General features: G+C 61.2%; 21 protein-coding genes. 4 read left to right on the top strand and 17 right to left on the bottom strand.

Annotated features, from left to right (window positions below):
- Positions 1–170 precede the first annotated feature (170 nt).
- On the top strand, positions 171–3,992 hold the full coding sequence (locus VJ464_13215) for a carboxypeptidase regulatory-like domain-containing protein (protein HKQ06089.1): 3,822 nt from the start codon (positions 171–173) through the stop codon (positions 3,990–3,992).
- Between the two features lie 74 nt (positions 3,993–4,066).
- On the opposite strand, the gene VJ464_13210 is transcribed toward VJ464_13215, so the two are convergent.
- Complete coding sequence (locus tag VJ464_13210) at positions 4,067–6,274, bottom strand: VWA domain-containing protein (GenBank protein HKQ06088.1); 2,208 nt, start codon at positions 6,272–6,274, stop codon at positions 4,067–4,069.
- A 260-nt stretch (positions 6,275–6,534) separates the two neighbouring features.
- Here VJ464_13210 and VJ464_13205 point away from each other — a divergent pair, with 260 nt between their 5' ends.
- Complete coding sequence (locus tag VJ464_13205; protein ID HKQ06087.1) at positions 6,535–8,067, top strand: APC family permease; 1,533 nt, start codon at positions 6,535–6,537, stop codon at positions 8,065–8,067.
- An 84-nt stretch (positions 8,068–8,151) separates the two neighbouring features.
- Entirely contained in the window at positions 8,152–9,735 is a 1,584-nt protein-coding gene (purH, locus tag VJ464_13200; protein ID HKQ06086.1) for a bifunctional phosphoribosylaminoimidazolecarboxamide formyltransferase/IMP cyclohydrolase, read from the top strand.
- Between the two features lie 193 nt (positions 9,736–9,928).
- Here purH and cutA read toward each other — a convergent pair whose 3' ends face one another.
- The 4 genes from cutA to dapF form a co-directional block, all read right to left on the bottom strand.
- Complete coding sequence (gene cutA / locus VJ464_13195) at positions 9,929–10,249, bottom strand: divalent-cation tolerance protein CutA (GenBank protein ID HKQ06085.1); 321 nt, start codon at positions 10,247–10,249, stop codon at positions 9,929–9,931.
- 24 nt (positions 10,250–10,273) lie between these two features.
- Complete coding sequence (locus tag VJ464_13190) at positions 10,274–11,365, bottom strand: alpha/beta hydrolase (protein HKQ06084.1); 1,092 nt, start codon at positions 11,363–11,365, stop codon at positions 10,274–10,276.
- Between the two features lie 146 nt (positions 11,366–11,511).
- A complete protein-coding gene (locus tag VJ464_13185; GenBank protein HKQ06083.1) occupies positions 11,512–11,883 on the bottom strand; it encodes a DUF2007 domain-containing protein in 372 nt (123 codons plus the stop codon).
- Between the two features lie 109 nt (positions 11,884–11,992).
- Complete coding sequence (gene dapF, locus VJ464_13180) at positions 11,993–12,850, bottom strand: diaminopimelate epimerase (protein ID HKQ06082.1); 858 nt, start codon at positions 12,848–12,850, stop codon at positions 11,993–11,995.
- Positions 12,851–12,995: 145 nt separating this feature from the next.
- On the opposite strand from dapF, the gene VJ464_13175 reads away from it, so the two are divergent.
- Positions 12,996–13,376 carry a hypothetical protein gene (locus tag VJ464_13175; protein HKQ06081.1) on the top strand — a complete coding sequence of 127 codons (381 nt, stop codon included), beginning with the start codon at positions 12,996–12,998 and terminating at the stop codon, positions 13,374–13,376.
- A 114-nt stretch (positions 13,377–13,490) separates the two neighbouring features.
- Here the strand turns inward: VJ464_13175 and VJ464_13170 are convergent, their stop codons facing one another.
- The 12 genes from VJ464_13170 to trpS form a co-directional block, all read right to left on the bottom strand.
- Complete coding sequence (locus tag VJ464_13170; GenBank protein HKQ06080.1) at positions 13,491–14,426, bottom strand: PfkB family carbohydrate kinase; 936 nt, start codon at positions 14,424–14,426, stop codon at positions 13,491–13,493.
- A 54-nt stretch (positions 14,427–14,480) separates the two neighbouring features.
- Positions 14,481–14,912: an outer membrane protein assembly factor BamD gene (bamD, locus tag VJ464_13165; protein HKQ06079.1), complete on the bottom strand. Its 432-nt coding sequence runs from the start codon at positions 14,910–14,912 to the stop codon at positions 14,481–14,483.
- A 34-nt stretch (positions 14,913–14,946) separates the two neighbouring features.
- Positions 14,947–15,819, bottom strand: a complete 873-nt coding sequence (locus tag VJ464_13160) for an S-methyl-5'-thioadenosine phosphorylase (protein HKQ06078.1) — start codon at positions 15,817–15,819, stop codon at positions 14,947–14,949.
- A 1-nt stretch (position 15,820) separates the two neighbouring features.
- Positions 15,821–16,654, bottom strand: coding sequence for an MBL fold metallo-hydrolase (locus VJ464_13155; protein HKQ06077.1), 834 nt, complete (start codon positions 16,652–16,654; stop codon positions 15,821–15,823).
- A gap of 98 nt (positions 16,655–16,752) precedes the next feature.
- Positions 16,753–18,312 (bottom strand): peptidylprolyl isomerase, encoded by a 1,560-nt coding sequence (locus VJ464_13150; protein ID HKQ06076.1) that lies wholly within the window; start codon positions 18,310–18,312, stop codon positions 16,753–16,755.
- Positions 18,313–18,726 (bottom strand): methylmalonyl-CoA epimerase, encoded by a 414-nt coding sequence (mce, locus tag VJ464_13145; GenBank protein ID HKQ06075.1) that lies wholly within the window; start codon positions 18,724–18,726, stop codon positions 18,313–18,315.
- Positions 18,727–18,794: 68 nt separating this feature from the next.
- Complete coding sequence (gene meaB, locus VJ464_13140; protein HKQ06074.1) at positions 18,795–19,841, bottom strand: methylmalonyl Co-A mutase-associated GTPase MeaB; 1,047 nt, start codon at positions 19,839–19,841, stop codon at positions 18,795–18,797.
- Between the two features lie 16 nt (positions 19,842–19,857).
- Positions 19,858–21,000 (bottom strand): acyl-CoA dehydrogenase family protein, encoded by a 1,143-nt coding sequence (locus VJ464_13135; protein HKQ06073.1) that lies wholly within the window; start codon positions 20,998–21,000, stop codon positions 19,858–19,860.
- A 126-nt stretch (positions 21,001–21,126) separates the two neighbouring features.
- On the bottom strand, positions 21,127–21,924 hold the full coding sequence (locus VJ464_13130; GenBank protein HKQ06072.1) for a pseudouridine synthase: 798 nt from the start codon (positions 21,922–21,924) through the stop codon (positions 21,127–21,129).
- A 6-nt stretch (positions 21,925–21,930) separates the two neighbouring features.
- On the bottom strand, positions 21,931–22,464 hold the full coding sequence (scpB, locus tag VJ464_13125) for an SMC-Scp complex subunit ScpB (GenBank protein HKQ06071.1): 534 nt from the start codon (positions 22,462–22,464) through the stop codon (positions 21,931–21,933).
- Between the two features lie 29 nt (positions 22,465–22,493).
- Positions 22,494–23,417, bottom strand: coding sequence for a segregation/condensation protein A (locus VJ464_13120; protein ID HKQ06070.1), 924 nt, complete (start codon positions 23,415–23,417; stop codon positions 22,494–22,496).
- The gene (trpS, locus tag VJ464_13115) at positions 23,414–24,427 is read right to left on the bottom strand and encodes a tryptophan--tRNA ligase (protein HKQ06069.1); all 1,014 of its coding nucleotides are present in this window, start codon (positions 24,425–24,427) and stop codon (positions 23,414–23,416) included. Before trpS ends, VJ464_13120 begins: the two co-directional genes overlap by 4 nt.
- Positions 24,428–24,436: the final 9 nt, after the last annotated feature.

Genomic DNA, 24,436 nt, shown 5'->3' with positions numbered 1-24,436 from the left:
GGGCGTCAGACTCGTCATTCCCGTACAGTTTAGTGCCCGCGTCTCGCATGCGGCATGAGGCGGCTTGTCGCCGGGGCGGGAGCCCTTCCACCCATCCGCAAGCGGTTGCTTGATCAATTAACGACTCTGACTCAGGCTCACCTGTCAGACGACTACAAAATGGAGGGTTTATGCTTGGAAGGAGGATGACACAGCGGCTCGATCAACTCATAGTGCTGGCCTTAGTCTTTATCCTGGCGGCCAGCATGATCGTCCGCGCGCAGGATACCAGCGGGCTTTCCGGTCAGGTCACAGACCCCACGGGCAAGGTGATTCCGGGAGCAAGCGTTACTCTGACCAATCCGGCTACGGGTGTGACGCGCAATACCAAGACCAACGACGACGGCATCTTTAGCTTCAATCAGGTGCCGCCGGGCACCTACACGATGCGCCTCGAAGCCAAAGGCTTCAAGGCCGCCGAGCAGAACGACGTACAGTTGCTCGTCGCCACGCCGAAGGTAATCAACCTGCAACTCGAAGTCGGCGCGGTCACCGAAGTGGTGAACGTCACCGGCAGCGGCAACGAAGTCCAGCTCAACACGACGGACGCGACCATCGGCAACACCTTCAATCAGACGCAGATTCGCCAGCTGCCGCTCGAAGGCCGCAACGTCGCCGGCCTGCTCAGCTTGCAGCCCGGCGTCACCTTCATCGGCAACGTCAGCGCCGATGGCGGGACGACCGATTATCGCAACGGCTCGGTCAACGGCGGCAAATCCGACCAGGCCAACATCACGCTCGACGGCGTCGACGTCAACGACCAGCAGACCGGCCAAGCCTTCAACAGCGTCCTGCGCGTCACCCTCGACTCGGTGCAGGAGTTCCGCGTCGTCACCACCAACCCGAATGCCGATCAGGGGCGTTCGAGCGGCGCACAGGTCAGCCTCGTCACCAAGAGCGGCAGCAATAACTGGCACGGCTCGGCCTATGAATTCCACCGCAACACCATCTTTTCGGCCAACAACTTCTTCAACAACGCCACCGGCGTCTACGGGCCGGACGACCCGGCGGTGCTGGCCCACCAGGCGAACGTCGGCGACCAGAAAGCGCCTGTGCCGAAGCTGCTCAGGAACGTCTTCGGCACGAGCCTGGGCGGGCCGGCCATTAAAGATCGGCTGTTCTTCTTCTTGAACTACGAAGGCCGCCGCGACGCCCGCGAAGAGTCTGTCGTGCGCACCGTGCCGAGCCTCGACCTGCGCAAAGGCACCTACACCTTCCTGCGCTTCGTGCGCCCGCCGACGGCCTCGGACCCGAACCCGCCGAAGGAGATTGCCAAGCTCGACGCCGCCGGCGTCAAGGCGCTCGACCCGCTGCACATCGGGCCAAACCCGGCGGTGCTGGCCGTCTTCAATCAATACCCCGCGCCGAACGACAATACGGTCGGCGACGGATTGAACACCGCCGGCTTCCGTTTCAATTCGCCGGTCCATCTGAGATGGAACACCTACATCGCGCGCATGGATTACAATTTGACGAAGGACGGCAAGCAGACCCTCTTCTGGCGCGGCAACCTGCAAAACGACAAGGACAACTCGACGCAGCAGTTCCCCGGGCAGTCGGCGCGCTTCACCAACCTGACCACCAACAAAGGCTTCGCCGTCGGCTACAACGCCTCGCTGTCGCAGAACCTCATCAACGTCTTCCACGTTGGCTACACGCGGCTGGGGTTCGAGCAGGCCGGCTCATCGCCGCTCAGCAACTCGCGGCTCGTCAGCTTCCGCACCTTGGACGACCTGATCCCCGCCCCCCGCAGCCTGACGCGCTTTACGCCGGTCTGGAACGTCACAGACGATCTGGCCTGGGTCAAGGGCGATCACACGCTGCAATTCGGCACCAACGTCCGCTGGATCAGGAACGAGCGCATCAACTTCGCCAACTCCTACAGCTCGGCCACCACCAACAAAGCCTGGCTGACATCTGCGCGACCACTGCGTCCGCCGCTGCTCGCAGACACTGCCGCTGACCATGCGATGGCAGCCCTGCTGGGGTTGGTGGATCAGGGCACAGCGCGCTACAACCTGGACCGCGATGGCGACAAACTGTTCGTGCTGCCCGAAGGCGCGCCGATCAAGCGCCGCTACGGTGCAGACGAGTACGAGTGGTATGGGCAGGATAGCTGGCACGTGAAGTCGAACCTGACGGTGACGGCGGGGCTGCGCTACTCGCTCTACTCGCCGCCCTGGGAGACGCGCGGCCTGCAAGTCTCCCCCGACCGCCCGCTCGGCGAGTGGTTCGACGTGCGCGGCGGCGCGATGTTGCAGGGCGTGCCGGATAATAAATCGGCGCCGCCCATCTCGTTCGTGCTGGCCGGCCCTGAGAATGGCCGCAGCGGCTTCTATGGTTGGGACAAGAACAACTTCGCGCCGCGCCTGGCCTTCGCCTGGTCGCCGAAGACTAACATGCGCTTCCTCAAATGGCTGACCGGTGGCGAGAGCGGCAAGATGGCCATCCGTGGTGGCTACAGCATGGTCTTTGACCGCATCGGCGGAGCGCTGGCGACCAACGCGGACGGCGGCACACTGTCGTTCGGCTTGCAGACCTCTGTGACCAACGCCGCCGGCGGGCTGAGCGTTTCGACCTCGCCGCGCTTCACTGGCTTGACCTCGATTCCGTCATCGATCCTGCTGCCTGTGCAGGGCTTCGGCTCCTTCCCCGTGACCTTCCCGCAGGGTGCCGACAAGGGCGGCTTCGCGATCACCGACGCCATTGACGATAACCTGGTGACGCCGTACTCGCAGACGATCAACTTCTCGATTGCGCGCGAGCTGCCGGGTAATCTCGTGCTCGAAGCGGCCTACGTCGGACGCCTGGCGCGGCACGTGCTAATTAACTACGACCTTGCCATGCCGCTCAACCTCGTAGACCCTGCCTCCGGCATGGACTACTTCACGGCGGCGCAGGCCCTCGCCCGGCTCGACTTCGCCGGCACGCCGGTCAACAAAGTCCCGAAGATTCCCTTCTGGGAGAACATCTTCCCTGGCTATGCCGATGGTGGCCTGACCGCTACACAGGTCATCTACCAGGACTACTACTCGGCGACAACGGGCTTCGGGTGGGACTACACGACAGCGCTTTCGGAACTCGACGTGTTCTGCGACCCGTGCTCAAAGTATGGGCCGTATGCGTTCTTCAATAAGCAGTTCTCGAATCTGAATGCGCTGCGGTCGCAGATGCCGACGAATTACCATGCGCTACAGGTGCTCCTGCGCAAGCGCTTCACGCACGGCTACCAGTTCGACTTCAACTACACCTACAGCAAGAGCGAGGACATTGCTTCAACGATTGAGCGCAATGGCTTGAAATCCGGCTCGGTGTGGAACTCGTGGTCGCCGCGCGCCCGCAAGAGCGTCAGCGACTTTGACATGACGCACCAGCTCAACGTCAATGGCATCTGGGAGCTGCCGTTTGGCCGTGGCCGCGCCTACCTCAAGGATTCGCCCGGCTGGGTGGACGCGGTCGCAGGGGGCTGGCAGTTGTCGGGCATCTACCGCGTCACGTCGGGGCTGCCGACCTACATCGGCAACGGCTTCTACTTCCCGACCAACTGGGAGTTCACAGGGGCGGCGACGCAGACCGGGTCGTTCGGCCAGGCAGGCGTTTTCAAGAACGTGATTACGCCGGATGGCAAGGGCGGGCCGAACCTCTTCAGTAATCCGGAGGCAGCGTACGCGGCCTTCGAGCACACGCTGCCGGGCGGCGTCGGCAACCGCAACAACATTCGCGGCGACGGCTACTTCTCGCTCGACCTGGGCCTGGCGAAATCGTGGCGCATGCCCTACAAAGAGACTCACCGGCTGCAATTCCGCTGGGAGGTCTTCAACGTCACGAACTCGGTCAGCTTCGATCCATTCGCAGCGACTGGCGACCTTGACTCGCGCGCGACCTTCGGCAAGTACAATACCGTGCTGAGCTCGCCGCGCGTCATGCAGTTCGGCTTGCGCTACGAATTCTGATCGCTTACCAAAGCATGAACTTTTTGGGGACGCCAGAGCGGCGTCCCCATTTTTTTGGGGATCATGAACCGAGCTTATGGCTCGACCGTAAAGGCGGCGGTTGACGAGACGCGGCGCGCGCCATCGCTTACCGTGACGCGCAGCTCGTAATCGCCCGGCGGGAAATTGTCTGTGCCGAACGATGTCGCGTAGGCGATGCGGCCCGTGGCGTCAGCCTCGGGCAAGGTGCCGTCGGCCTGTGTGTAGACCTGCCCTTTGCTCAGAAACGTCAGCGTCGCGCTGACCTTCGTCGCCGCGTTCGCCGGCAGGTAGACGTTGAAGTGGATCAACAGGTTTTTGTCCCGCGACTGGCTGAACGCCTGTTTGACGTTGGGGACGAAGTACGCCTGGCCTTCGAGGTAGAGCGGATGACCGGTGCTCTGCTTCTTCTGTTCTTCGGTCAGTGGGTTGACGCCCTGGCTCAAGACGACGCTCGACATCCGCATTTCCTGCTCTTTGACTTCGGGCACTTCAAACGGCATGCGCAAGGCCGACGCCTTGCCTGAAGCAGCGTCCTGCGCGACGGCTTCGAGCGTGTACTTGCCGGGGGCGAGCAGCACGAGGCGGTTGTACATCTGCGGGCGCTTCTTGACCTCTTCGAGCTGCGTGACCGGGCCGCGCAAGGTGAACTCCTGGCCGAGCTTGCGGACGACTTCATTTTCTTGATTCTTGATCAGGGCGAGCAGGGCGAAGCGCGACGAGAAAGTTTTCGCTTTATCATTAACCTCGAACTGTAGCGCGGCGACCGGGAACTCGACGTAGACCGCCACCTGACGCGCGCCGCTGGCGCCGCGGAAGTGCAGTGCCTGCGCGTAGAGCGGGAAGTCACGCACCGCCGACGTGGCGTTGAGCCGCTCGAACAGCGGCGCTTCATACGCCAGCACCGGCGCGTCGTCGAGCGAGCGCAGCCCGTAGTAACCGCGCCGCGCCCGCACTTTGTATTCGCCCTGGCGCGTCAGCTTCACCGCGATGCGCCGAAATTTGCCGTCGTAGTTCACGTTCGATGGCAGGTAGGTGAGGACGTAGTGATTGCCCAGCTCGTCGAGGATGCGCCGCAGCCCCTCGGTCACATCATTGGTGTTTTTGACGACAGACCCGCCGGTGTCTTCCGATAGCTCGTCCAGCACGGTGAGCGTGTTAATGCGCGCCGCCTCTTCGGTGCGGCCCAGCGCCGACACGCCGTTCTGCACCAGCTCGGGGTTAGCGTTGCGCAATCGCCCCTGGCCGATGGCGTCGTGTTCGAGCGCCGCTTGGGCGTTCGGGTTCTCGACGCGCAGGCCGGCGATGTCGATTGAATAGATGGTCACGCCGCCGGTGTTGGCGGCGCTGATGACCGACTTGAACTGCTCTTCAACGGCAGGGGTGACGGCGAAGCCTTCGGAAAAGTAGAACATCGTCTTGCGCGCCGCGCGCACGCCTTTCTGGCCGTTGATAATCGCCAGCAGCGCCGCCACCGAGCGCCACCCCTGAAACTCGCGCTCGTAGCGCTCGAAGGTGCGCAGCGTCCGAAGCCCTGAGAGATTGATTGACGACAGCAATACCTTGAACGGATCAATGGAGCTTGTGCCACTCTTGGTATCAAGATTATCCAGCACCGGCAATGAATCGATGTCTCTTCCCTGATCGGCGAGATATAACTTGACCGCGTCCGAGAGCGGCTCGACCAGACTCTCTAAGCGGCTGCGCGCCTGCGCCGCCACCGCCGTGTACTTCTTGGACTCGCGTGACGTAAAGGCTTCGACGGCCTCGCGCAACGCCGCCTTGTCGTTCGTGTAAGGCGCGAGCAGCAACAAGCCAAGATCGACGCCGAAGACCGCGACATAATCGTTCGCCTGCATCCCCGTATCAATGAAATCGAGCGCCGCCTTGCGCGCCCTGAGCGCGCCATCGCGGGTGGTCTGTGCGTCAAAGACGAGCGAGACGAGGTTGAAGGTTTTCGCCGGGTCGGCGGCCGCGGTCGCCCCTGCGGTGGCCGTCTGCGTCGCCGCGGCGTTCGATTCGAAGCGGAAGGAGAGCGGCTTCTGCTTAACCCCGTCTTCGTAAATTTCAAAGTCGTCCAGCGTCAGGTCTTTGGCCGAGCGATTCTTCTTATCCAGCACCACCGCGTCAACGATCACTTCGTCGGCCCGCAAGCGCAATGGCTTGTCCTGAGCTGGCGGTTGATTCCGCGCGTTGGTCTGGGCGACGGCGAGCGCCGGCAACATCAAGCATAGAGCGAGAAGCGAAGCGTTGAGCTTTTTCATAAGGCTGTTCATGAAAGTAACTCCGAAGCGGGAATGGCGGCGACGCGTTGTGCCGCTGCCATACTGCTACTGCCTTTTGGCGAAGTCAACCCGCGAAGCGCAAGGCATGGCGCGAGCGCCTGGGAGCGCAGGCAGCTTGCCCGCATGGTTTCGCAAGCATAAGTGGCGGGCGGGACGCCCGCGCTCCCAGGAAGCAGCCGTTTGCCAAGCCCGTTCATATCCGATAGTCTTGGGCGAATCTTTCGAGGGGAGATCAATCATTGACCACAGCAAGCGCAGAGCCGCCGCACGAGCCCGAACTGAAACGCGACCTGACGACGCTGGAAAGCTACGCGACGATCATCGGCGTGCTGATCGGCTCTGGCATCTTCGTCGTCACGGGCCGGTTGGGCGCGGTGGCCGGGCCGTCAGTGCCGCTCGCCTACCTGGTGCTGGCGCCGGTGATCTTAACCACGGCGGTTGCCTATTCGGTCTACCTATCAACGCCGCTCGGCGTGCGCCCGGGCGACGCCTACCTGCACATCTCGCGGACGTTGCAACAGTACTACATCGGCTATCTGGCGCTATGGCTGAAGTGGCTGGCCTACATCGGCGCGCTGGTCGTGCTGGCGACCTCGCTCGGCCAGTACTTGAAATTCTTCTACCCCGGCATGGACGACTGGTTCGCCGCCTGGCTGCCGTTCGGCGAGCGATTGAAGGCGGCCTACGCGAGCGGGCCGAGTCTCGGAGAAGCGGCAATCGCTACGGCGACCATGTTGTTCTTCTTCGTCTTCAATCTGCTCGGCGTCAAGTTCTATGGCTGGTTGCAGACGGCGATGTTCATTCTGTTGATGATCGCCGTGGCGATACTTGTCGTGCCGGGACTGTTTGCGATTCAGTGGAAGAACTTCTCGCCGCTCTTTCCTTATGGCTTCTGGGCGACGGCGACCGCCGATGGCGACAGAGGCTTTCTGGCGGCGCTGCCGCCGCTGTTCTTCTCTTACGCGGGATTCGAGAGCCTGGCGCAAACCGCGGGCGAAACCCGCGAGGCGCGGCGGGCGCTCCCCGCCGTCTTTATCAACGGCATTCTGATCTCGATGCTGATCTTCTGTTTGATGTCGCTGGTCGCCTTCGGCGTCGTGCCTTACCAGGAGCTGGCGCGGTCGGATTACGCGATGGCCGACGCGGCACACCGCTTCTTGCCGCGCTGGGGCGGCGCGGTCGTGGCGCTCGGCGCGATCATGGCGTTCACGACTTCAATCAATGGCTCGCTGTTCGTGCCGGCGCGCATCCTCTACGTGTTTGGCGAAGACCGCATGGCGCCGCGCTGGTTCGCGCGCGTCGGCCGGCGCTCGCGTACGCCGTGGGTGAGCCTGGTCATCAACACCACGGTTGCGCTCGTGCTGCTGTGGACGAAGCAGTTGAGCTACGTGCTGAACATCTCGCTGGTGGCGATCTTTTTGTTGTACGCCTTGCACAGCGCCGCGATGGCGGCGCTGCCGTTCATTCGGCCTAAACTCTATGACACGGCGCAGGTCAAGCTGCGGCCCTGGCTGCTGGTGACGTTCGGTCTGATCTCGGTGATTTCGATGGGCTACCTGACGTTTATGGTCATCAGTCGAGACATCAGCGAGCGCCGGCAATCGGGCGGCGTGGCCATCTGGCAATTGCTGCTGTTGTGGATTGGCGTCGGCACGGCGCTCTATCTAATCGCCCGATGGGAAGGGCGCCGCAGTGGCTATGATTACAAAAACCAACTGACGCGCGAATGGCTGGCGGAGAGCGAATCCTCGCAGGATCAGTCAACGAAATGAGCCGCCAGCAGCCACTTTGCGCTTCGTTGTGACCAGCGAATTCGCTGTGCTATCGTAGGCGCGTGGGCATCCGACGGAAAGGTTATGGCATTGACGAAAATCAAACGCGCACTCATCAGTGTTTCAGACAAGACGGGGTTGATTGAATTCGCGCAGCGGCTGGCGCGCCATCAGATCGAGCTGTTATCTACAGGCGGCACGGCACAACTGCTGCGCAAGGGCGGCCTTGCGGTCCGCGACGTGAGCGACCTGACGGGCTTTCCCGAAATTCTCGGCGGGCGCGTCAAGACGCTGCACCCGAAAGTTCACGGCGGCTTACTGGCCATCCGCGACAACGCCGAGCATCAGCGCCAGGTCACTGACAATCAGATCGAATACATCGATATGGTCGTCGTCAACCTCTACCCCTTCCGCGAAACCATCGCGCGCGCCGAAGTGACGGTCGAAGACGCCATCGAAAACATAGACATCGGCGGGCCATCAATGATTCGCTCGGCGGCAAAGAATTTCGAAGACGTTGTCGTCGTCGTTGACCCGGCGGATTATCCGATCCTCGCCGACGAAATGGACGCGGGCGAGGGGCGCGTGTCGCGCCTGACGCGGCTGCGACTGGCGCGCCAGGCGTTTGAAACGACGGCGCAGTACGACGCCGCCATCGCTGAATTCCTGGTCGGCTCGGTCGTGCTGGATGCCGCGGACGAGCAACTGCGCGTCGAGAAGCCGCAGCGGTTGCCTGCGCGGCTGGCGCTGTTCGCCAAGAAAGAAACAGACCTGCGCTATGGCGAAAACCCGCACCAGCGCGCCGCGCTCTATTCGCTGAAGAATTGGAGCGCGGGCCAGTCGCCCGATCAGTTACAGGGCAAAGAGCTGTCGTTCAACAATCTGATTGACATGGACGCCGCGTGGTCGCTGGTGCGCGAGTTTGACGAGACCGCTTGCGCCATCATCAAGCACACCAACCCGTGCGGCGCGGCGACGGCTGAAAATGTCCGCGAAGCCTTCGAGCGCGCGCGGGCGACCGACCCTGTGTCGGCCTTTGGCGGCATCGTCGCCTTCAACCGCCGGCTTACCGCCGACGCCGCCCGCGTCATGGCCGAGACCTTCTTTGAAGTGATCGTCGCCCCCGAGTACGAAGGGGGCGCGCTCGAAGTCTTCGCCGCAAAAAAGAACCTGCGCGTGATACGCCTCGACGAAAGTGGGGAATCTCGCAAACCGTATGACCTGCGCTTGATCGATAGCGGCTTGCTGGTGCAGGACGTGGATCGCGGCACGCTCGACGACGCGCAGCCGCGAGTCGTCAGCGCCCGCCAGCCGACCGATGAAGAGATGCGCGCCCTGCGCTTCGCCTGGGTCATCGCCAAGCACGTCAAATCGAACGCCATCGTTTATGCGCGCGACGGCCAACTGGTCGGCGTCGGCGCGGGGCAGATGAGCCGCGTTGATTCGGTGAAGCTCGGCGCGACGAAAGCTCAACTGCCGCTGGCCGGCACGGTGATGGCGTCGGATGCGTTCTTCCCCTTCCGCGACGGCGTTGACGAAGCGGCGAAGGCGGGGGTGACGGCGATTATCCAGCCGGGCGGCTCGGTGCGCGACGACGAAGTGATTGCCGCCGCCAACGAACACGACGTGGCGATGGTCTTCACTGGCATGCGTCACTTCAAGCACTGACGCCCGCCGCGCCGCCTCTGGCCGTTTTAGTGGATGACGATGCCGAAGCTGAAGTTGTAGTTCTGAGCCGCCTTGCCTTTTGCGTCGAGGGTGAACGGGCCGGAGATGGTCTTGAATCCCCAGGACCCGCGATTCGCCGCCCTGCTGAAGCGCGTCAACTTAGACTAGCAGCGCGAGTCGCCATCGCTACACTTTAAGAAACGGATTCGCCGAGCCACTTCAAGTACGCTTCAGCGCCGCGCTCAATGCGGATGGCGATGACTTCGGGCGTGGTGTAGCTGTGCAGCGCTTTGATTTGCTCTTCAAGCTCGGCGTAACGCTCGCTGGTCGTCTTGATGATCATCAACACTTCGCTGTCACGGGCGATGCGGCCTTCCCAGCGATAGACCGATTCGATGCCGCCAAGGATGTTGACGCAGGCCGCGAGCCTCGCGCCAACCAGCGCGTCGGCGATGCGCGAGGCTTCTTCAGTGTTCGGCGCGGTGACCAGAACGACCAGCGCATTGCTCATCATAAGAGCAATTCTAACAGGAATTCGCTAACGTTTGCCGCCCGCAGACGCCGTCGCCGCCGCTGCCGACAGCACGCGGACGTTTTCCGAAGACGCCGTGCCGATCATGAACTGCCGCGTCCATTCGGTGAAGAGATAGTTCTCTTCAAAGATCGGGAAATGGCCGCTGTGTTCCAGCACCACGAAGCGCGAATGCGGCAGCGCTTGCGCCAGCTCGTAAGACTGCTTCACGGTCGTGACCAGATCATGACGACCGGCCACAACCAGCACCGGCGCTTTAATCGAGCCCAGCTTGCCCATCACGTCAAGCTCTTGCCTGTCGTCGGCCAGCGCCAGCTTCCTGGCCAGCGAATCGAAATAAACCGTGTAGAAGCCGCGGTCGAACTCGTAGGGAATCTGCTTGTAAAAATAATGCGGGTAGAGAACCGCATAGCGCCGGCGAACGCGCTCGCAGGGGTTCGCATTATCCGTGCCGCCTTCGCTGCGATAGCGTTCCATCTCGACCGGCGAGAGCGCGCCGACCAGACGTTTCTCGGCCGCGGCGGGATTTTCGACTGCCGCCGCGCCGCTCACCAGAATCAAGCGCCGTGTGTGATCGGGGTAGCGCAACGCGTAGTCGAGAGCGATGGCCGTCCCAAAGCTATGGCCGAGCAATGTCACCCGCTCGACGCCGAGCGCCTGCCGCAACGCCTCGACGTCGTCGGCCATCTCGGCGACCCGAACCGCCCGCTGCGGCTCGCTCTGGCTTGCCATGTCAGCGCGGCGGTCGAAGTAGACGACCTTGGCATAGCGGCTCAGGTTCGACAGCATCGGGTGATAGTACTCGTGCGGCAGTCCCGGCCCGCCGTGTAGCACGACGACGACCTCGCTGCCGTTGCCCTGGGTTTCGTACAACAGCTCAAGGCCATGCGATTTGAACTTGCCGTAGGTCAGCACAGGCGTCCAGACGTGGTGGTATGAATCGGCGGACGGCGTGCCCGTCGCTAGCGCCACCCCCGACGACCTGTTTAACGATAAGCATTCGAATTCGGCGCGCGTCGGGCCTTCTTGCGCGAAGGCGACGGCGGCCAGGGTGGCTAGAGTAAGCAGTGCGCAGCAGAAGCGAAATATGTCCTTCATCACAAACCTCTCGGACAGCGGGCATTGTCGGTTATCAGTTGGCAGTTGTCAGGATCGGTCTTGCGAGCGGCGCGAAGACACCGCAAACGGGACAGCGGCTAACTCTCCCGGCTGATCACTGAAAACTGGCAACCGACAACGGATAACTACTCGCTGTCAGTCTGGTTTTCTGATGTAGGGGCAGTCTCGTCGGCGTCGAAGTAGGCGTTGTAGATTTCGACGGCGCGGGTTAGATCGCGTTCGTCAACCATGACCACGACTTCTTGCGAGAAGCTGCTGGGGATGACGGCGAAGTCGCCGCCTTCGACGAACGAGCGGATGCCGTTTTGATTGAGCAGCTCGCGCACCATTTCGGCTTCGGCGCCGGTCTTGAACGTTTGCAGCGGCACCGGCTCGCCGTCGCTGCTGTCGTGAACGCGGTTCTCCGCCGTCAACTCGTCAACCAGCTCGACCTGGCAATCCGGACAGACCGTGATGCCTTCTTTGTACTCCGCTTCGCAATTCGGGCAGAATGCCATCGCTCCCCCAGTCGTCGGCCTCGGCGCCCGCGAGGCAGTTTCAGGCGAACTACAACCCGCCGGTTATCATATGCGCTGCCGTGCGGCAGCGCAATACTTTCGTGACTGTTCAGGCGCGCAGCCAGCGGCCTTCGTAGATGACTTCCGCTGCGCCGATCAACGCGACGCGGTTGTCGTCGCGCCATTCGACGTGCAGCGATCCCCCTTCGGTAAGCACCCGCACGGCGCGGTTCGTGTAGCCATTCAAAGCAGCGGCGACCGCCGAGGCGCATGATCCTGTGCCGCTCGACAAGGTGTGGCCGGCGCCGCGCTCCCAGATGCGTATCTCGATTTCGTCTCGCGAAACGACACGGATGAATTCGACATTGGCGCGGTCGGGGAAGACCGGATGATGTTCGAGCAGCGGCCCAAGCTCCGCCAGATTAACGCGCTCCAGCTCTGACACGAAGATCAGGCACTGCGGATTGCCCATAGACAGGCAGGTGACTTCGATCATGTCGCCGCCGAGATGTAGCGGGTAACGCACGACATGCTCAAGCGGGGAATCGAGCAGCATCGGCACCTGTTCGCTATGCAGGCGCGGCTCGCCCATGTCGAATTCAAACTCAAAGCGATGGCCGTCTTGCGCCGCCAGCCGCCCGCGCTTGATCCCTGCGGCAGTATGAATGCGTACGTCTTCTCCTCGCCAGAGCTGCTTGAAATAAACATAAGCCGCAACGCAGCGCGTGCCGTTGCCGGAGACGCCGGCTTCGCTGCCGTCCGAATTGAAGATGCGCGAATCGAAGTCCGCCCCATTGCCCGGTGTCGCCGCCACAAAGATCAAGCCGTCGGCGCCCGCCCCGTAGTTGCGGTTACACATCTCGATGGCTAACCTTTCGGCATCCGGCAAGGCGCTGACGTCGTCAACCTCGACAACCAGGAAGTCATTGCCCATGCCTTGCAGTTTCGTAAATGCTGCTTCCCTCACTTGCATTCTCCTTGGATACGCCGCCGCGGCCTTTCAGCCCGCCTGCCATCGCCTTTTTCGCGCTTGACTCGCCTTTACGGGTATGTTACTTTCCAGGCTTTCAAGCAATAGAACCATAGCAGGATTCTTGAAAGGAGCGTAAACTTTGGCAAGCCTCCAAGCCCGAAGTTCTTTACGCAGTGCCCACCCGCTGATTGTTGTCAATAAGCTGATTTCCTTCACTGCCTTCATGTTTCTGCTCGCCGCCGGATGGGTAGCCGTCAACTATCTCAAAAATGAAGTGTTAACGCGCTGGCACAGCGAAAGCGCGCCGTCCGCCAATACCGCTACGGTGCCGTCCGGCGAGGCGACGACTGAAGCAAAGACGGTTCGCCTGCCCGTCCGCATGGTCTATTCGTGCGGCGGCGATCAGCAGTTCTACCATAACTCGACGCACCTGCCATCGCGCTGCGACCGCACAGCGATGAGCGAAGAAGCGGCGTTGACGCGCGGCTTGAAACGGTGTCACGCCTGCCTCCCCGAATAAAGTTACCCCCGAAGCGACGCGAAGAAATAAACCGAATGCCACGAGCCGCAAGCCCGCACATTGCGGACTTGTTGCCGCTTGCCCGTGTCCGAGGCTTTAGCGGTCTTAATCGCGTCAGCCCTTGTGGCTGCGCGGGCCGATGGCGACTTCTTCAAAATGCGAATACGATTTCAGCTCGCGGAAGCGCGCGTTGATCTCGTCATAAGTCAGCCGCCGCGTCCGCTCGCAGCCGAACTGCTCAACATTGAACGACGCCATCACCGAGCCGTAAATGATCGCCTGCCGCATGGCCGCTTCGTCGGTCGCGTTGACCGCCGCCAGGTATCCCATGAAGCCGCCGGCAAAGGTGTCGCCCGCGCCGGTCGGATCGAAGACGGCTTCGAGCGGGTAGGCCGGCGTCGCAAAGTAAGTCCCGCCACTGAACATCGCCGCGCCGTATTCGCCGCGCTTGACGACCAGGCGCTTCGGCCCCAGCGACAGGATCGCCCGCGCCGCGCGGATCAGGTTGGCTTCGCCCGCCAGCTCGCGCGCTTCCGAATCATTGATGATTAAAACGTCAATGACCTTGAGCATCTCGCGCAGGTCGTCCGGCGTCTTGTGAATCCAGTAATTCATGGTATCGGCGGCGACCAGCTTGGCATCTACCTGCTCGCGCACCTGCTTTTGCAGTGTCGGCTGAATGTTGCCGAGAAACAGGTAAGGCGTCGCCCGCGCCGCCGCAGAGAGTTTCGGCTGAAAGTCGGCGAAGACATTCAATTGCGTGTCGAGCGTTTTCGCGACGTTGAGGTCAAAGCCGTACTCGCCTTTCCAGAAAAAAGACTTCTGTCCCGGAACCCGCTCCAGGTCGGACAGATCAACGTCGCGCTCGCGGAAGACGGCTTCTTCTTCCTCGCCGAAATCGTCGCCGACGACCGCGACCACGCGCACGTCGGTGAAAAAAGAAGCGGCGACGCTGAAGTACGTCGCCGACCCACCTAAAATCTTTTCGCGCTCTCCGAAAGGCGTCTTGAGCGAATCAAACGCTACCGACCCCACGACCACAATCGCCATTTATGATTTCACCTCGTTAAGTATTATCGGTTTCGGATGACCGCCAGCGCCGCGTCACAAAGGCTTTTTGTCGTCCGCCGGCTTCTTGTCATCCGTCGTTGCCGGGCTGATGTTCAGCTCGGCGAGCCGTTCGCGCGCCCGCTTGACGAACTCGCTGCTCGGAAAGTCTTTGAGCATCAGGTTGTAAAACTCACCGGCTTTCTCTGGCTTATTGAGCTTGTAATTCGCTTCGCCCATCAGGAATAGCACTTCGTCCATGCGCGAGAAATCGGCATAGGTCTCCCTGATCTCCTGCAAGCGGTCGAGCGCCCCTGAGTAGGCTTTGCGCTTCTCCAGGTAGTAGCGTGCCACCACCAGATTATGCTTGGCGGTAATCTCCATCTCTTTGTCGCGCGCCGGCTCGACCGGGCCACGCGCCGGCCCTTGTGCCGCGGCGACGCCGACCAACAGGATTACCGCCATTACCGACATCAGTGCTCTGGCCATAAACTTCATGCCCCACATCTTCAATACCCCTGATTCAACTGACGTACTTGCCGATGATCGCCTGCAACCGCTGCCTGGCTACAGGCGTGATCTTGTCCGCCGCCGTAATGATAGCATGGCGCAGCGAGTGGCCGCATTTGCAGGCGCGCTCTGCCGTCGCCAACTGCGCCACCGCCGCGGCGATTAGCTTCTGCGCGTTCTCGGCGTTGTGATTCAAGTATTCGATAATCATCTCGACAGTGACCGCGTCGTGCTCAGGGTGCCAGCAATCGTAATCCGTCACCAGCGCCATTGTTGCGTAGCAAATCTCGGCCTCGCGCGCCAGCTTGGCTTCTTGAAGGTTGGTCATGCCGATCACCGACATGCCCCACGAGCGGTAGACGTTTGATTCGGCCACGGTCGAGAACGCCGGCCCTTCCATGCATAGATAAGTACCGCCGCGGTGAATATCAATCCCCGTCAATTCGGCCCTGGCAGCCGCTTCCAGGGTGTCACACAGGTCGCCACATACCGGGTGCGCCATCGAAACATGCGCCACGATGCCATCGCCGAAGAAGGTCGAAGGCCGCTGCCGCGTACGGTCAAAAAACTGATCGGGGAAGGCGATGTCCATCGGCTTGAATTCTTCGCGCAACGAGCCTACGGCGCTGGCCGAGATGATGCGTTCGACGCCGAGCAACTTCATTCCGTAGATGTTGGCGCGGTAAGGAACTTCAGTGGGCGTAAAGCGGTGGCCGCGACCGTGGCGCGGCAGGAAGGCGACGCGCACGCCGTTCAATGTGCCGATGATGAACGCATCCGACGGCTCGCCGTAAGGCGTCGTCACTCGCACTTCTTCTACCTCGGTGAGCGCCGCCATCTGATACAAGCCGCTGCCGCCGATGACGCCAATCTTTACCTGTGACAATTCAAGCCTCCCGTGTGAAAGTAATCTTGCCGTCGCGCTCGCCGAGGCGCGCAAGCGGCGTCTGCGGATCATGATAAAAATGGCAGAGCCAGCCTTCGCGCACGGCTTGCGGCACGAGCCGTTTCTTTTGCTCGACCGATTCAAGCGGGTAGAGATCGTACCCCATCACCCACGCCGCCGGCAGGTGCGCGGTCGTCGGGATCAGGTCGGCAAAGACGAACGCCGTTTCGCCCTCGCTTTCAATCTTCACGCATTGCAGATCGCGGTTATGACCAGAGACTTTAATCACGGATATGCCCGGCGCGATCTCTGTCTCGCCATCAATCAGGTCGAGCTGGCCGGCTTCGAAGACCGGCGCGAAATCCGCCTCGACGTAACTGGCGCGGTCGCGCTCGTGCGGCTCGCAGGCATGTTCGAATTCGCCGCGCTGCACAATATAACGGGCGCGTGGAAAGGTCGGCACGATGCGGCCCGCGCGCTCGATGGTGTTGGTGCCGGCGTGGTCGAAGTGTAGGTGTGTGTTGATGACGATGGTGATCTCTTCGGCGGTGAGCCCGTGCCTGGCCAACTCATCAAGCAGCGTCGTTTCGTGCGCGATACCATAGCGGGACCGCGAGCGCTCGTCCCACTTCGTGCCGATCCCTGTATCGATCAGGATGTTGTCGGCGGCCGTGCGGATGAGCAAGCAGTTCAAGCCGATTCGCACGCGGTGTTGCGTGTCGGCAGGAAGCTTTCGCTCCCACAATGGGCGCGGCACGACGCCGAACATCGCGCCGCCATCGAGCGCAATCGTACCGTCGGAAACGATCTGAAGTTCAAATGAGCCGAGACGCATAGAATCAGTTGTCAGTTGTTAGTTGCCAGTTGCCAGTTGCTCGCCTGCCGCAATGCGCTGATAGACTAACAACTGACAACTGACAACCGGTAACTGCTTTACTGCTGTTGGCCGGGCACCGCCGGGTGGCCTGTGGGCAGTTGCGGGGTTTCCGCCGGCTTGACGGTCATGTCAAAGTCTTCGGGCACCGTGACCTTGGCGTTCTTGGCGATCTCGTCAATCTTGGCGTCGATCTTGTCTTTCTTCAGCTTGCTGATGATCTGCTGGCGCGCCTTCGGGTCGCTCGGGCCAGTGCCGCCCTTACGCTCTTCGAGCTTGATGATGTGAAAGCCGAACTGCGTCTCGACCAGGTCGCTGACCTCGCCGGGCTTCATGTTAAAGGCCGCCTTCTCGAATTCGGGCACCATCTGGCCGTGCCCGAAGGTGTATTCGCCGCCTTTGTCCTTCGAGGCGGGGTCGTCGGAGTACTGCTTGGCGAGCGCCGCAAAATCTTCGCCCTTGCGGACTTTCGCCAGGACTTCTTCGGCCTTCTTGCGCGCCTCGTCTTTGCTCAGCGGCTTGGGCTGCTCGCCTGGCTTGGCGCCAGGGGCGGGCGGCTGCGGCTGCGTGCTGATCAGGATGTGGCGGGCGCGCACTTCTTCAAACTCCGGCAGATGCTCGTTGTAATAGGTCGCGATCTCGTCGTCGCTGATCAGCTTGTCGGCGTTCTTGTCGAGGTCGCTCAGGTAAGCGTTCTCCAGAACCGCGCTGCGCTTGATCAGCATCTCCAGGCGCACCTTGTCCTCTTGATCGAGCTTATCTTTGCGGGCGCGGTCGGCCAGAACCTTGAGCTTGCCGTATTCCTTCTTGAAGCCCTCACGGTTCGGCCCCGCCGCCTGCTGCTGGAAGCGCGGATTGTTTTGCAGGAAAGTCTCAAAGTCGTTCGGGTGCCCCTGGAAGTATGTGTTGGTCTCGTCATCGCTGACCTCTGCCGTGGGGTTCTTCTCACGATAAGCGTCGTTCAACGCCAGGTCGGTTTGCAGAGCGATCTGGCCCTGCACTTCGGGCTTCTGGGCGTAGCCTTCACCTTCGGCGTAAGAAGCGACCGATAGCAGCTTGCGAATTTCGTCAACGAGTTGCTTCTTCTTGTCGGGGTTCGCCGCGATCTCAGCTTGTTGTGGCGGCGGGATAATCTCCTGGAATATCACCTCCATATCGTGCTTCGACAGGTTATAAGATACGGACTTCGATGATGAGCGTTGAATGAAGAGAAACGCCGCGCCGACGAAGGCCAGCATCAGCACCGCCGCGACTGCCTTGGTCGGCAGGCTCGATTTAGGAGCCGCGGTTGCGGATGACACGGTGGCGGCGTGAGCCGATGTTTCAGCCGCATCGTCATCGGCTTCCTCGGCCGCTTCCGCATCAGCCGCTTCGCCGGCTGCCGCCGCCTCGCGCGCCGTCGGTTCGTCGTCGGGGTTGGCCTCATGGGTCTCAACCGCCGCTCCGCTGGTTTCTGTAGATGCGGCCTCAGTCGTGAAGGGCGGGATCGCGCTTTCGGTAGATGCGGCCTTAGTCGTGAAGGGCGGGATCGCGCTTTCGGCAGGAGTCGTTTCGCTGTCGCTGTCCGGCCTCGCGTCCGTGGCTTCGTGTTGCTTGTTCGTGTCGGGATCCAAAGTCATTTATTCTCCTTCAAAGTGGCTTGCCTTCTCGACCAGTTCGACGAGAACGCCGTTAGCGCTCGCCGGGTGCAGAAAGGCGACCAGTTTGCCTTCCGCGCCGCGACGCGGGTAGCCGTCGAGGACGCGCACGCCGCGCGCCCCGAGTTCTGCCAGTTTCGCCGCGAGGTTCTCCACCTCGTAGCAAATGTGATGTAGCCCCTCGCCGCGTTTCGCGATGAAGCGTGCCACCGTCGAATCCTCTGAAAGTGGCTCCAGAAGCTCGATTCGCGATTCGCCGACCGGCAGCATCGCGACCGTGACGCCCTGATCGGCCACCACCTCTTTGCCTTTCAGCTCAAGCCCGAGCGCCTCGCGATAAAAACCCAGCGAGTCGGCAATCGAGCGAACGGCAATGCCTAGATGATCAATCTTCATGCGAATGAATTCAGGAGTCAGGAGTCAGAAGACAGAATGGAAGAGGCAGGCGGCGACAGCCGCGGTTTTTATTCTGGCTCCTGACTCCTGACTCCTGACTCCTTCTCAATTCCTAGTTTCGCAATAATCTCATCAACGACCGAGTACGGGTCGCGGCGGCGTTCGGCGACCGCGATGGCCTCGCGCCGCAACGCCTCGCGGTTGTCCCGCTGATTCAAAGCAGCGCGCAACAGGCGGTCGCGCAGCAGCTCGATGATGCGATGCTCGGCGACGCTGGCGCGGCGGCTGGCGCCTTGCTCGCGGTGCGCGGCGACAAACTCGTCATAGCTCGCAACCGCATCGGCGAGCGCTGCGATGCCGTTGTTTTCCGTCGCTACAGTCTTAACAATAAGCGGCTTCCAACCGTCGGGCCGTTCCGATATCGACAACAACTGTTCCAGCTCGCGCTCTGTCCTGAGAACCCCGTCGCGGTCGGCCTTATTGATGGCGAACACGTCGCCAATCTCCATGATTCCAGCTTTGATGGCTTGAATATCATCGCCCATTCCGGGCACCAGGACGACGACTGTGACATCTGCCGTCTTGACAATGTCAACCTCGTCCTGCCCGACGCCGACCGTTTCAATGATGACTTTATTATACCCCGCGGCATCCAGTATCGCTACCGCATCAACGGTGGCGCGCGCCAGTCCGCCGAGATTGCCGCGCGCCGCCATGCTGCGAATGAAGATGCCGGCGTCGGTGGCCATCCCTTGCATGCGTATGCGGTCGCCGAGAATGGCGCCGCCCGTAAACGGGCTCGACGGGTCTACGGCAATGATGCCGACGCGCTCGCCGCGGGCGCGATAAGCGGCGGCCAGCCGGTCAACCAGCGTGCTCTTGCCGGCGCCTGGCGCTCCGGTAATGCCGACGACCAGCGCATGACCGGTGTGCGGGAAGAGCGCTTTCAGCAGAAGCGCCGCTTCTGCGTGACCGTCTTCGACTGTGCTGATGGCGCGCGCGATGGCCCGCTTGTCGCCGCTCAGGATTTTTTCAACCAGTGCCACGCTCATAGAGTGACGAGTGACGAGTGACGAGTGACGAGTGACCAGCGAACTACGAATCCTTCTTGCCACTTGTCACTCGTCACGATTAACTTCTGAGAATCTGTCGCGCGATGACGATGCGTTGAATCTCGCTGGTGCCTTCGCCGATGGTACAGAGCTTTGAATCGCGCCAGTATTTCTCTGCCGGGTAATCTTTGATGTAGCCATAGCCGCCGTGAATCTGCACAGACTGTTCGGCGACGCGCACGGCGACTTCGCTGGAATAGAGCTTGGCCATCGAAGACTCTTTCGTCGTCGGCTTGCCGGCCATCTTCAAAGCGGCAGCGTGATAGGTCAGCAATCGCGCCGCTTCGATCTCGGTCGCCATGTCTGCGAGCTTGAATTGTATGGCCTGGAATTCGGCAATCGCCCGCCCGAATTGATGGCGCTCGCGAGCGTATTTCAAGGCCGCCTCGTACGCGCCCTGCGCGATGCCGACCGCAAGCGCGGCAATCGAAATGCGCCCGCCATCTAACACGTTCATCGCCTGAATAAAACCCTGGCCCGGCTCGCCGATCAGGTTGGCGTCCGGCACCAAGCAATCGTCAAAGATCAGCGCCGCCGTGTCGCTGGCGCGCATGCCGAGCTTGTTCTCTTTCTTGGCGACCTGAAACCCTTTGCTGCCGCGCTCGACGATGAAGGCCGAGATGCCGTGCGAGCCGGCAGCGCGGTTGGTGATGGCCAGCACCACCAGGGTTTCCGCAAACGTCGCGTTGGTGATGAAGTTCTTCGAGCCGTTCAGTACCCAGCCATTGCGCCGTCGCGTCGCCGTCGTGCGCATCGAGCTAGCGTCGGAGCCGGAGCTTGGCTCGGTCAGTCCCCACGCCGCAAACGCATCGCCACGCGCCAGCGGCGTCAGGTACTTCTCTTTCTGCTCGTGGCTCGCGGCGACCAGCAGGTGGCCGGCCCCTAGCGAATTGTGCGCGGCGATGGCCAGGCCGATTGAAGGATCAACGCGCGCCAGCTCTTCAATGATCGTCGCGTATTCGATGTAGCCCAGGCCGGCGCCGCCGTAGGCTTCGGGAACGAGGACGCCGAGAATGCCAAGCTCGGCGAACTTCGGCCGCATCTCGACAGGGAAGTGCGCCGCCTCGTCCCACTCGGAAACGTGCGGCCTCAGCTCGGCTTCGGCAAACTCACGGATGGTTCGCTTAATCTGCTGTTGTTCTTCGTTCAGCTCGAAATCCATCTTTCCTCCGGTACGCTCGACTCGCACGATGGCTCAGGTTATTGCGCGCAATTTCCGACCCATGCGAATTCATCATTGTACACGGCGGAGGCAAAAAAATCATGTGCGGCCAAAGGGGGCGGGCAGTTACGAGCGCGAACGCGGGCGGGCGCCGGGCCGCGCCTTCTTCGGCTTTTTCTTAGGCGGAGATTGAACCGGCTGAAAGAAGCGTTTGACTTCGCCGGGCGTCAGCTCGCGGAACTTGCCGACCGGCAAATCTTTGTCGGTCAGATGGCCAATGCGCACACGGCGTAGCTTGGTCACCGAATGACGGATGCTGTCAAACATCTTGCGGATTTGCTGGTTCTTGCCCTCTTTCAAGATGACCTCGTACCAGTCATTGCCGCCCTCTTTGGTGCGCTCCAACAGGTTGATCACCGCAGGCGCCGTGCGCGACTGGCCGAGCTTGATGCCGCGCCGCAAGCGGTCAAGGTTCTCTTCGCCCGGCGAGCCTTTGACTTTAACGTGATAGACTTTTTCGACCGTGCCGCCTTTGGTCAACAACCGCGTCAGGTCGCCATCATTGGTCAGCACGATCAAGCCTTCGCTGTTGTAATCCAGACGGCCGACGGGATGAATGCCGCGCCGCTTCGACGCCGGCAGCAGGTGGGCGACGATGGTGCGGCCCTGCGGGTCGCTGACCGTCGAAACATAACCGCGCGGCTTGTTGACGAGATAGTATTTCATCTCGCGGTTCAACAACTGCGCGTTGATCAGCTTGCCTTTGACTTTGATGGCATCCGTCTGCGGGTCGGCGCGGGTGCCAAGCTCTGTGACAACGCGGCCATTAACCGTGACCTCGCCGCGCTCCATCATCTCTTCCGCCGCGCGGCGTGACGCGACGCCCGCCGTCGCGATGATCTTTTGCAATCTCTCTTGCGCCATTAATTCTTAACTCGTCATCAAGTCTTCGAAGTCTTCGAGGTTCGGCAGCTCCGACAGGTCATTCAAGCCGAACTGAATCAGAAAGTCATCCGACGTGCCGTACATCATCGGGCGACCGACGACTTGCTTGTGCCCTTTGGCAACAATCAGCCGGCGGTCGAGCAAGGTCTTGATCGCCGAAGTCGAGGTGACGCCGCGAATCTCAAGGATTTCGGGGATGGTGATCGGCTGTTTGTAAGCGATGACCGCGAGGGTTTCGAGCGCCGCCAGCGACAGCCGCGCCGACGGCTGCGATTTCAGATAACGCCGCACATATTCGCTGTATTCGGGCCGCGTGCGTACCTGGTAGCCGTCGGCCAGGCGGCGAATCTCCAGGCCGCCGGCGCGCGCCTGGAACTCTTCGACCAGCGCCTCGGCTGCCGCCTCGATGTCGGCCTTCGATTCGCCGTCGAGAATGGCGGCGAGTTGTTTGACGGTGATTGGCTCTTCGGAAACGAAGATCAGTGATTCGATGATCGGCTTTAATTCCTCAATCGTCATAATGCAGAAAGGGAGCCAGGAGTCAGAAGTCAGAAGTCAGAATGTTTTTCCTCGATTCTGACTTCTTCCTCTCGAATCTCCTGCTCGCGGATCTCCTCTTCACGGATTTCAATTTCGCTGATCTCTTTATCTTGGACTTCTTCGCTTCTGACTTCTGACTCCTGACTTCTGTCTTCTTCAATCGGCTCGCGTCTGCTGATCAAGATGTCGCCGAAAGTCTCGGCTTGCTTCAGGCCGATGATCAATTCCTTGACCATTTCGAGAATGGCGAGAAAGATCAGCACCATCTCGCGCCGCGACCGGGCGTGCTCGAACATCTGGCGGGCGCTAACTTCTTCCCGCTCGGTAATGGCCTCGCGAATCTCGGCGATCTTTTGGGCCATCGTCACCTGCTCGCGCTCGATCTCGATTTCGACGAGCGCCTTCTGGCGGTTCAGCACTTCGCGGAAGACCTCGAAGAGCTGGAAGACGGTCGTCGACACTTCAGGGTTCTCTTCATCGGTTTCAAGCGAGCCGCGCGTGAAGGTCGCCGCCTCGATCAAGGCGCGCTGATGCAGGGCGTTGGCCGCGCCCTTGAATTTTTGATGCTCAAGAAGTTGCTGCACCAGCTCGTTGCGCGGGTCTTCAAGCTCTGCTTCGGGCACATTCGGGTCGCGCGGCAATAGCGTCTGCGACTTGATGTGAATCAACGTCGCCGCCATTAATAAGAAGTCACCGGCGACGGCGATGTCCAACTCGCGCATGGCGTTGAGGTAATCAAGATACTGCGCCGTGATCCGCGCGATGGGAATGTCATAGATAGACACTTCCTCTTTGCGAATCAAAAAGAGCAGCAGGTCGAGCGGCCCTTCAAAGTCAGGCAGCTTGACCTTGTACTGATCGGTGGTTTCAGCGAATTCGGCAGCCACCTCGGCGGGCGCGGCGGATTCGGCTTTGCGGTCAGCGTTTTTCATTCCCAATTCATCTTGATGGCGCGGCGGACTTCCTGCATTGTGCGCCTGGCTTCCTGGCTGGCGCGCGCCGTGCCGTCTTTCAGGATGGCGATCACCTCTTCGGGATGCTCGCGGAGCTGGCGACTGCGCTCGGCAATCGCGCCATAGCGCTCGATGATCGAATCGGCGAGCGCGCGCTTTCGATCTACACAGCCGATGCGGGCGTTGCGGCAATCGTCGTCAAAGCGGTCGGCGGTTTCCCCTGCCACAAAGAAGCGATGCATCTGGCACACGTCGCAATTTTCGGGGTGGCCAGGGTCTGTGCGGCGAATGCGTGTGCGGTCAGTGATCATCAGCCGCGCTTTCTCGCGCACCACGTCGGCAGAGTCTATCAGGTAGATGGCGTTGCCATAGCTCTTCGACATCTTGCGCCCATCGGTTCCGGGCAAGACCGGCACTTCGGTGTGCAAGGTCGCCGGCTCCGGGAAGACCTCGCCATAAAAATTATTGAAGCGGCGAACGATCTCGCGGGTCATCTCGACGTGCGGCGCCTGGTCCTTGCCGACCGGCACGGCGTCGGCTTTGTACATGATGATGTCGGCGGCTTGCAGCACGGGATAGCCGAGAAAGGCATAATTGCCGATGTCTTTTTCGGTGATGTTCTCGCGCTGCTCTTTGTAAGTCGGCACGCGTTCGAGCCAGCCGAGCGGCGTCACCGCCGACAGGATCAAATGCAGTTCGGCGTGTTCGGGCACCGTCGACTGCACAAAGATCGTCGAGCGCTGCGGGTCGAGCCCCGAGGCTATCCAGTCGCTCACCATATCGAGCGTGTTCTGACGGATGGCGCTGGTGTCTGCGTAATCGCTGGTCAGCGCGTGCCAGTCGGCGATGAAGAAAAAGCAGTCATAGTCGCCCGAATCTTGCAGGCGAAGCCAGTTCTTGAGCGCGCCTTCGTAGTTGCCGAGATGAAGATTTCCCGTAGGCCGCATGCCGCTGACGATACGCTTCTTCTTTTGTGGTGTGTCGGACAAGGCAAACTC

It is taken from the genome of Blastocatellia bacterium, from assembly GCA_035275065.1.
GTDB lineage: Bacteria > Acidobacteriota > Blastocatellia > UBA7656 > UBA7656 > DATENM01.
Note: the sequence above shows the minus strand (reverse complement) of the source record. Positions and strands in the feature narration are given on the sequence as shown.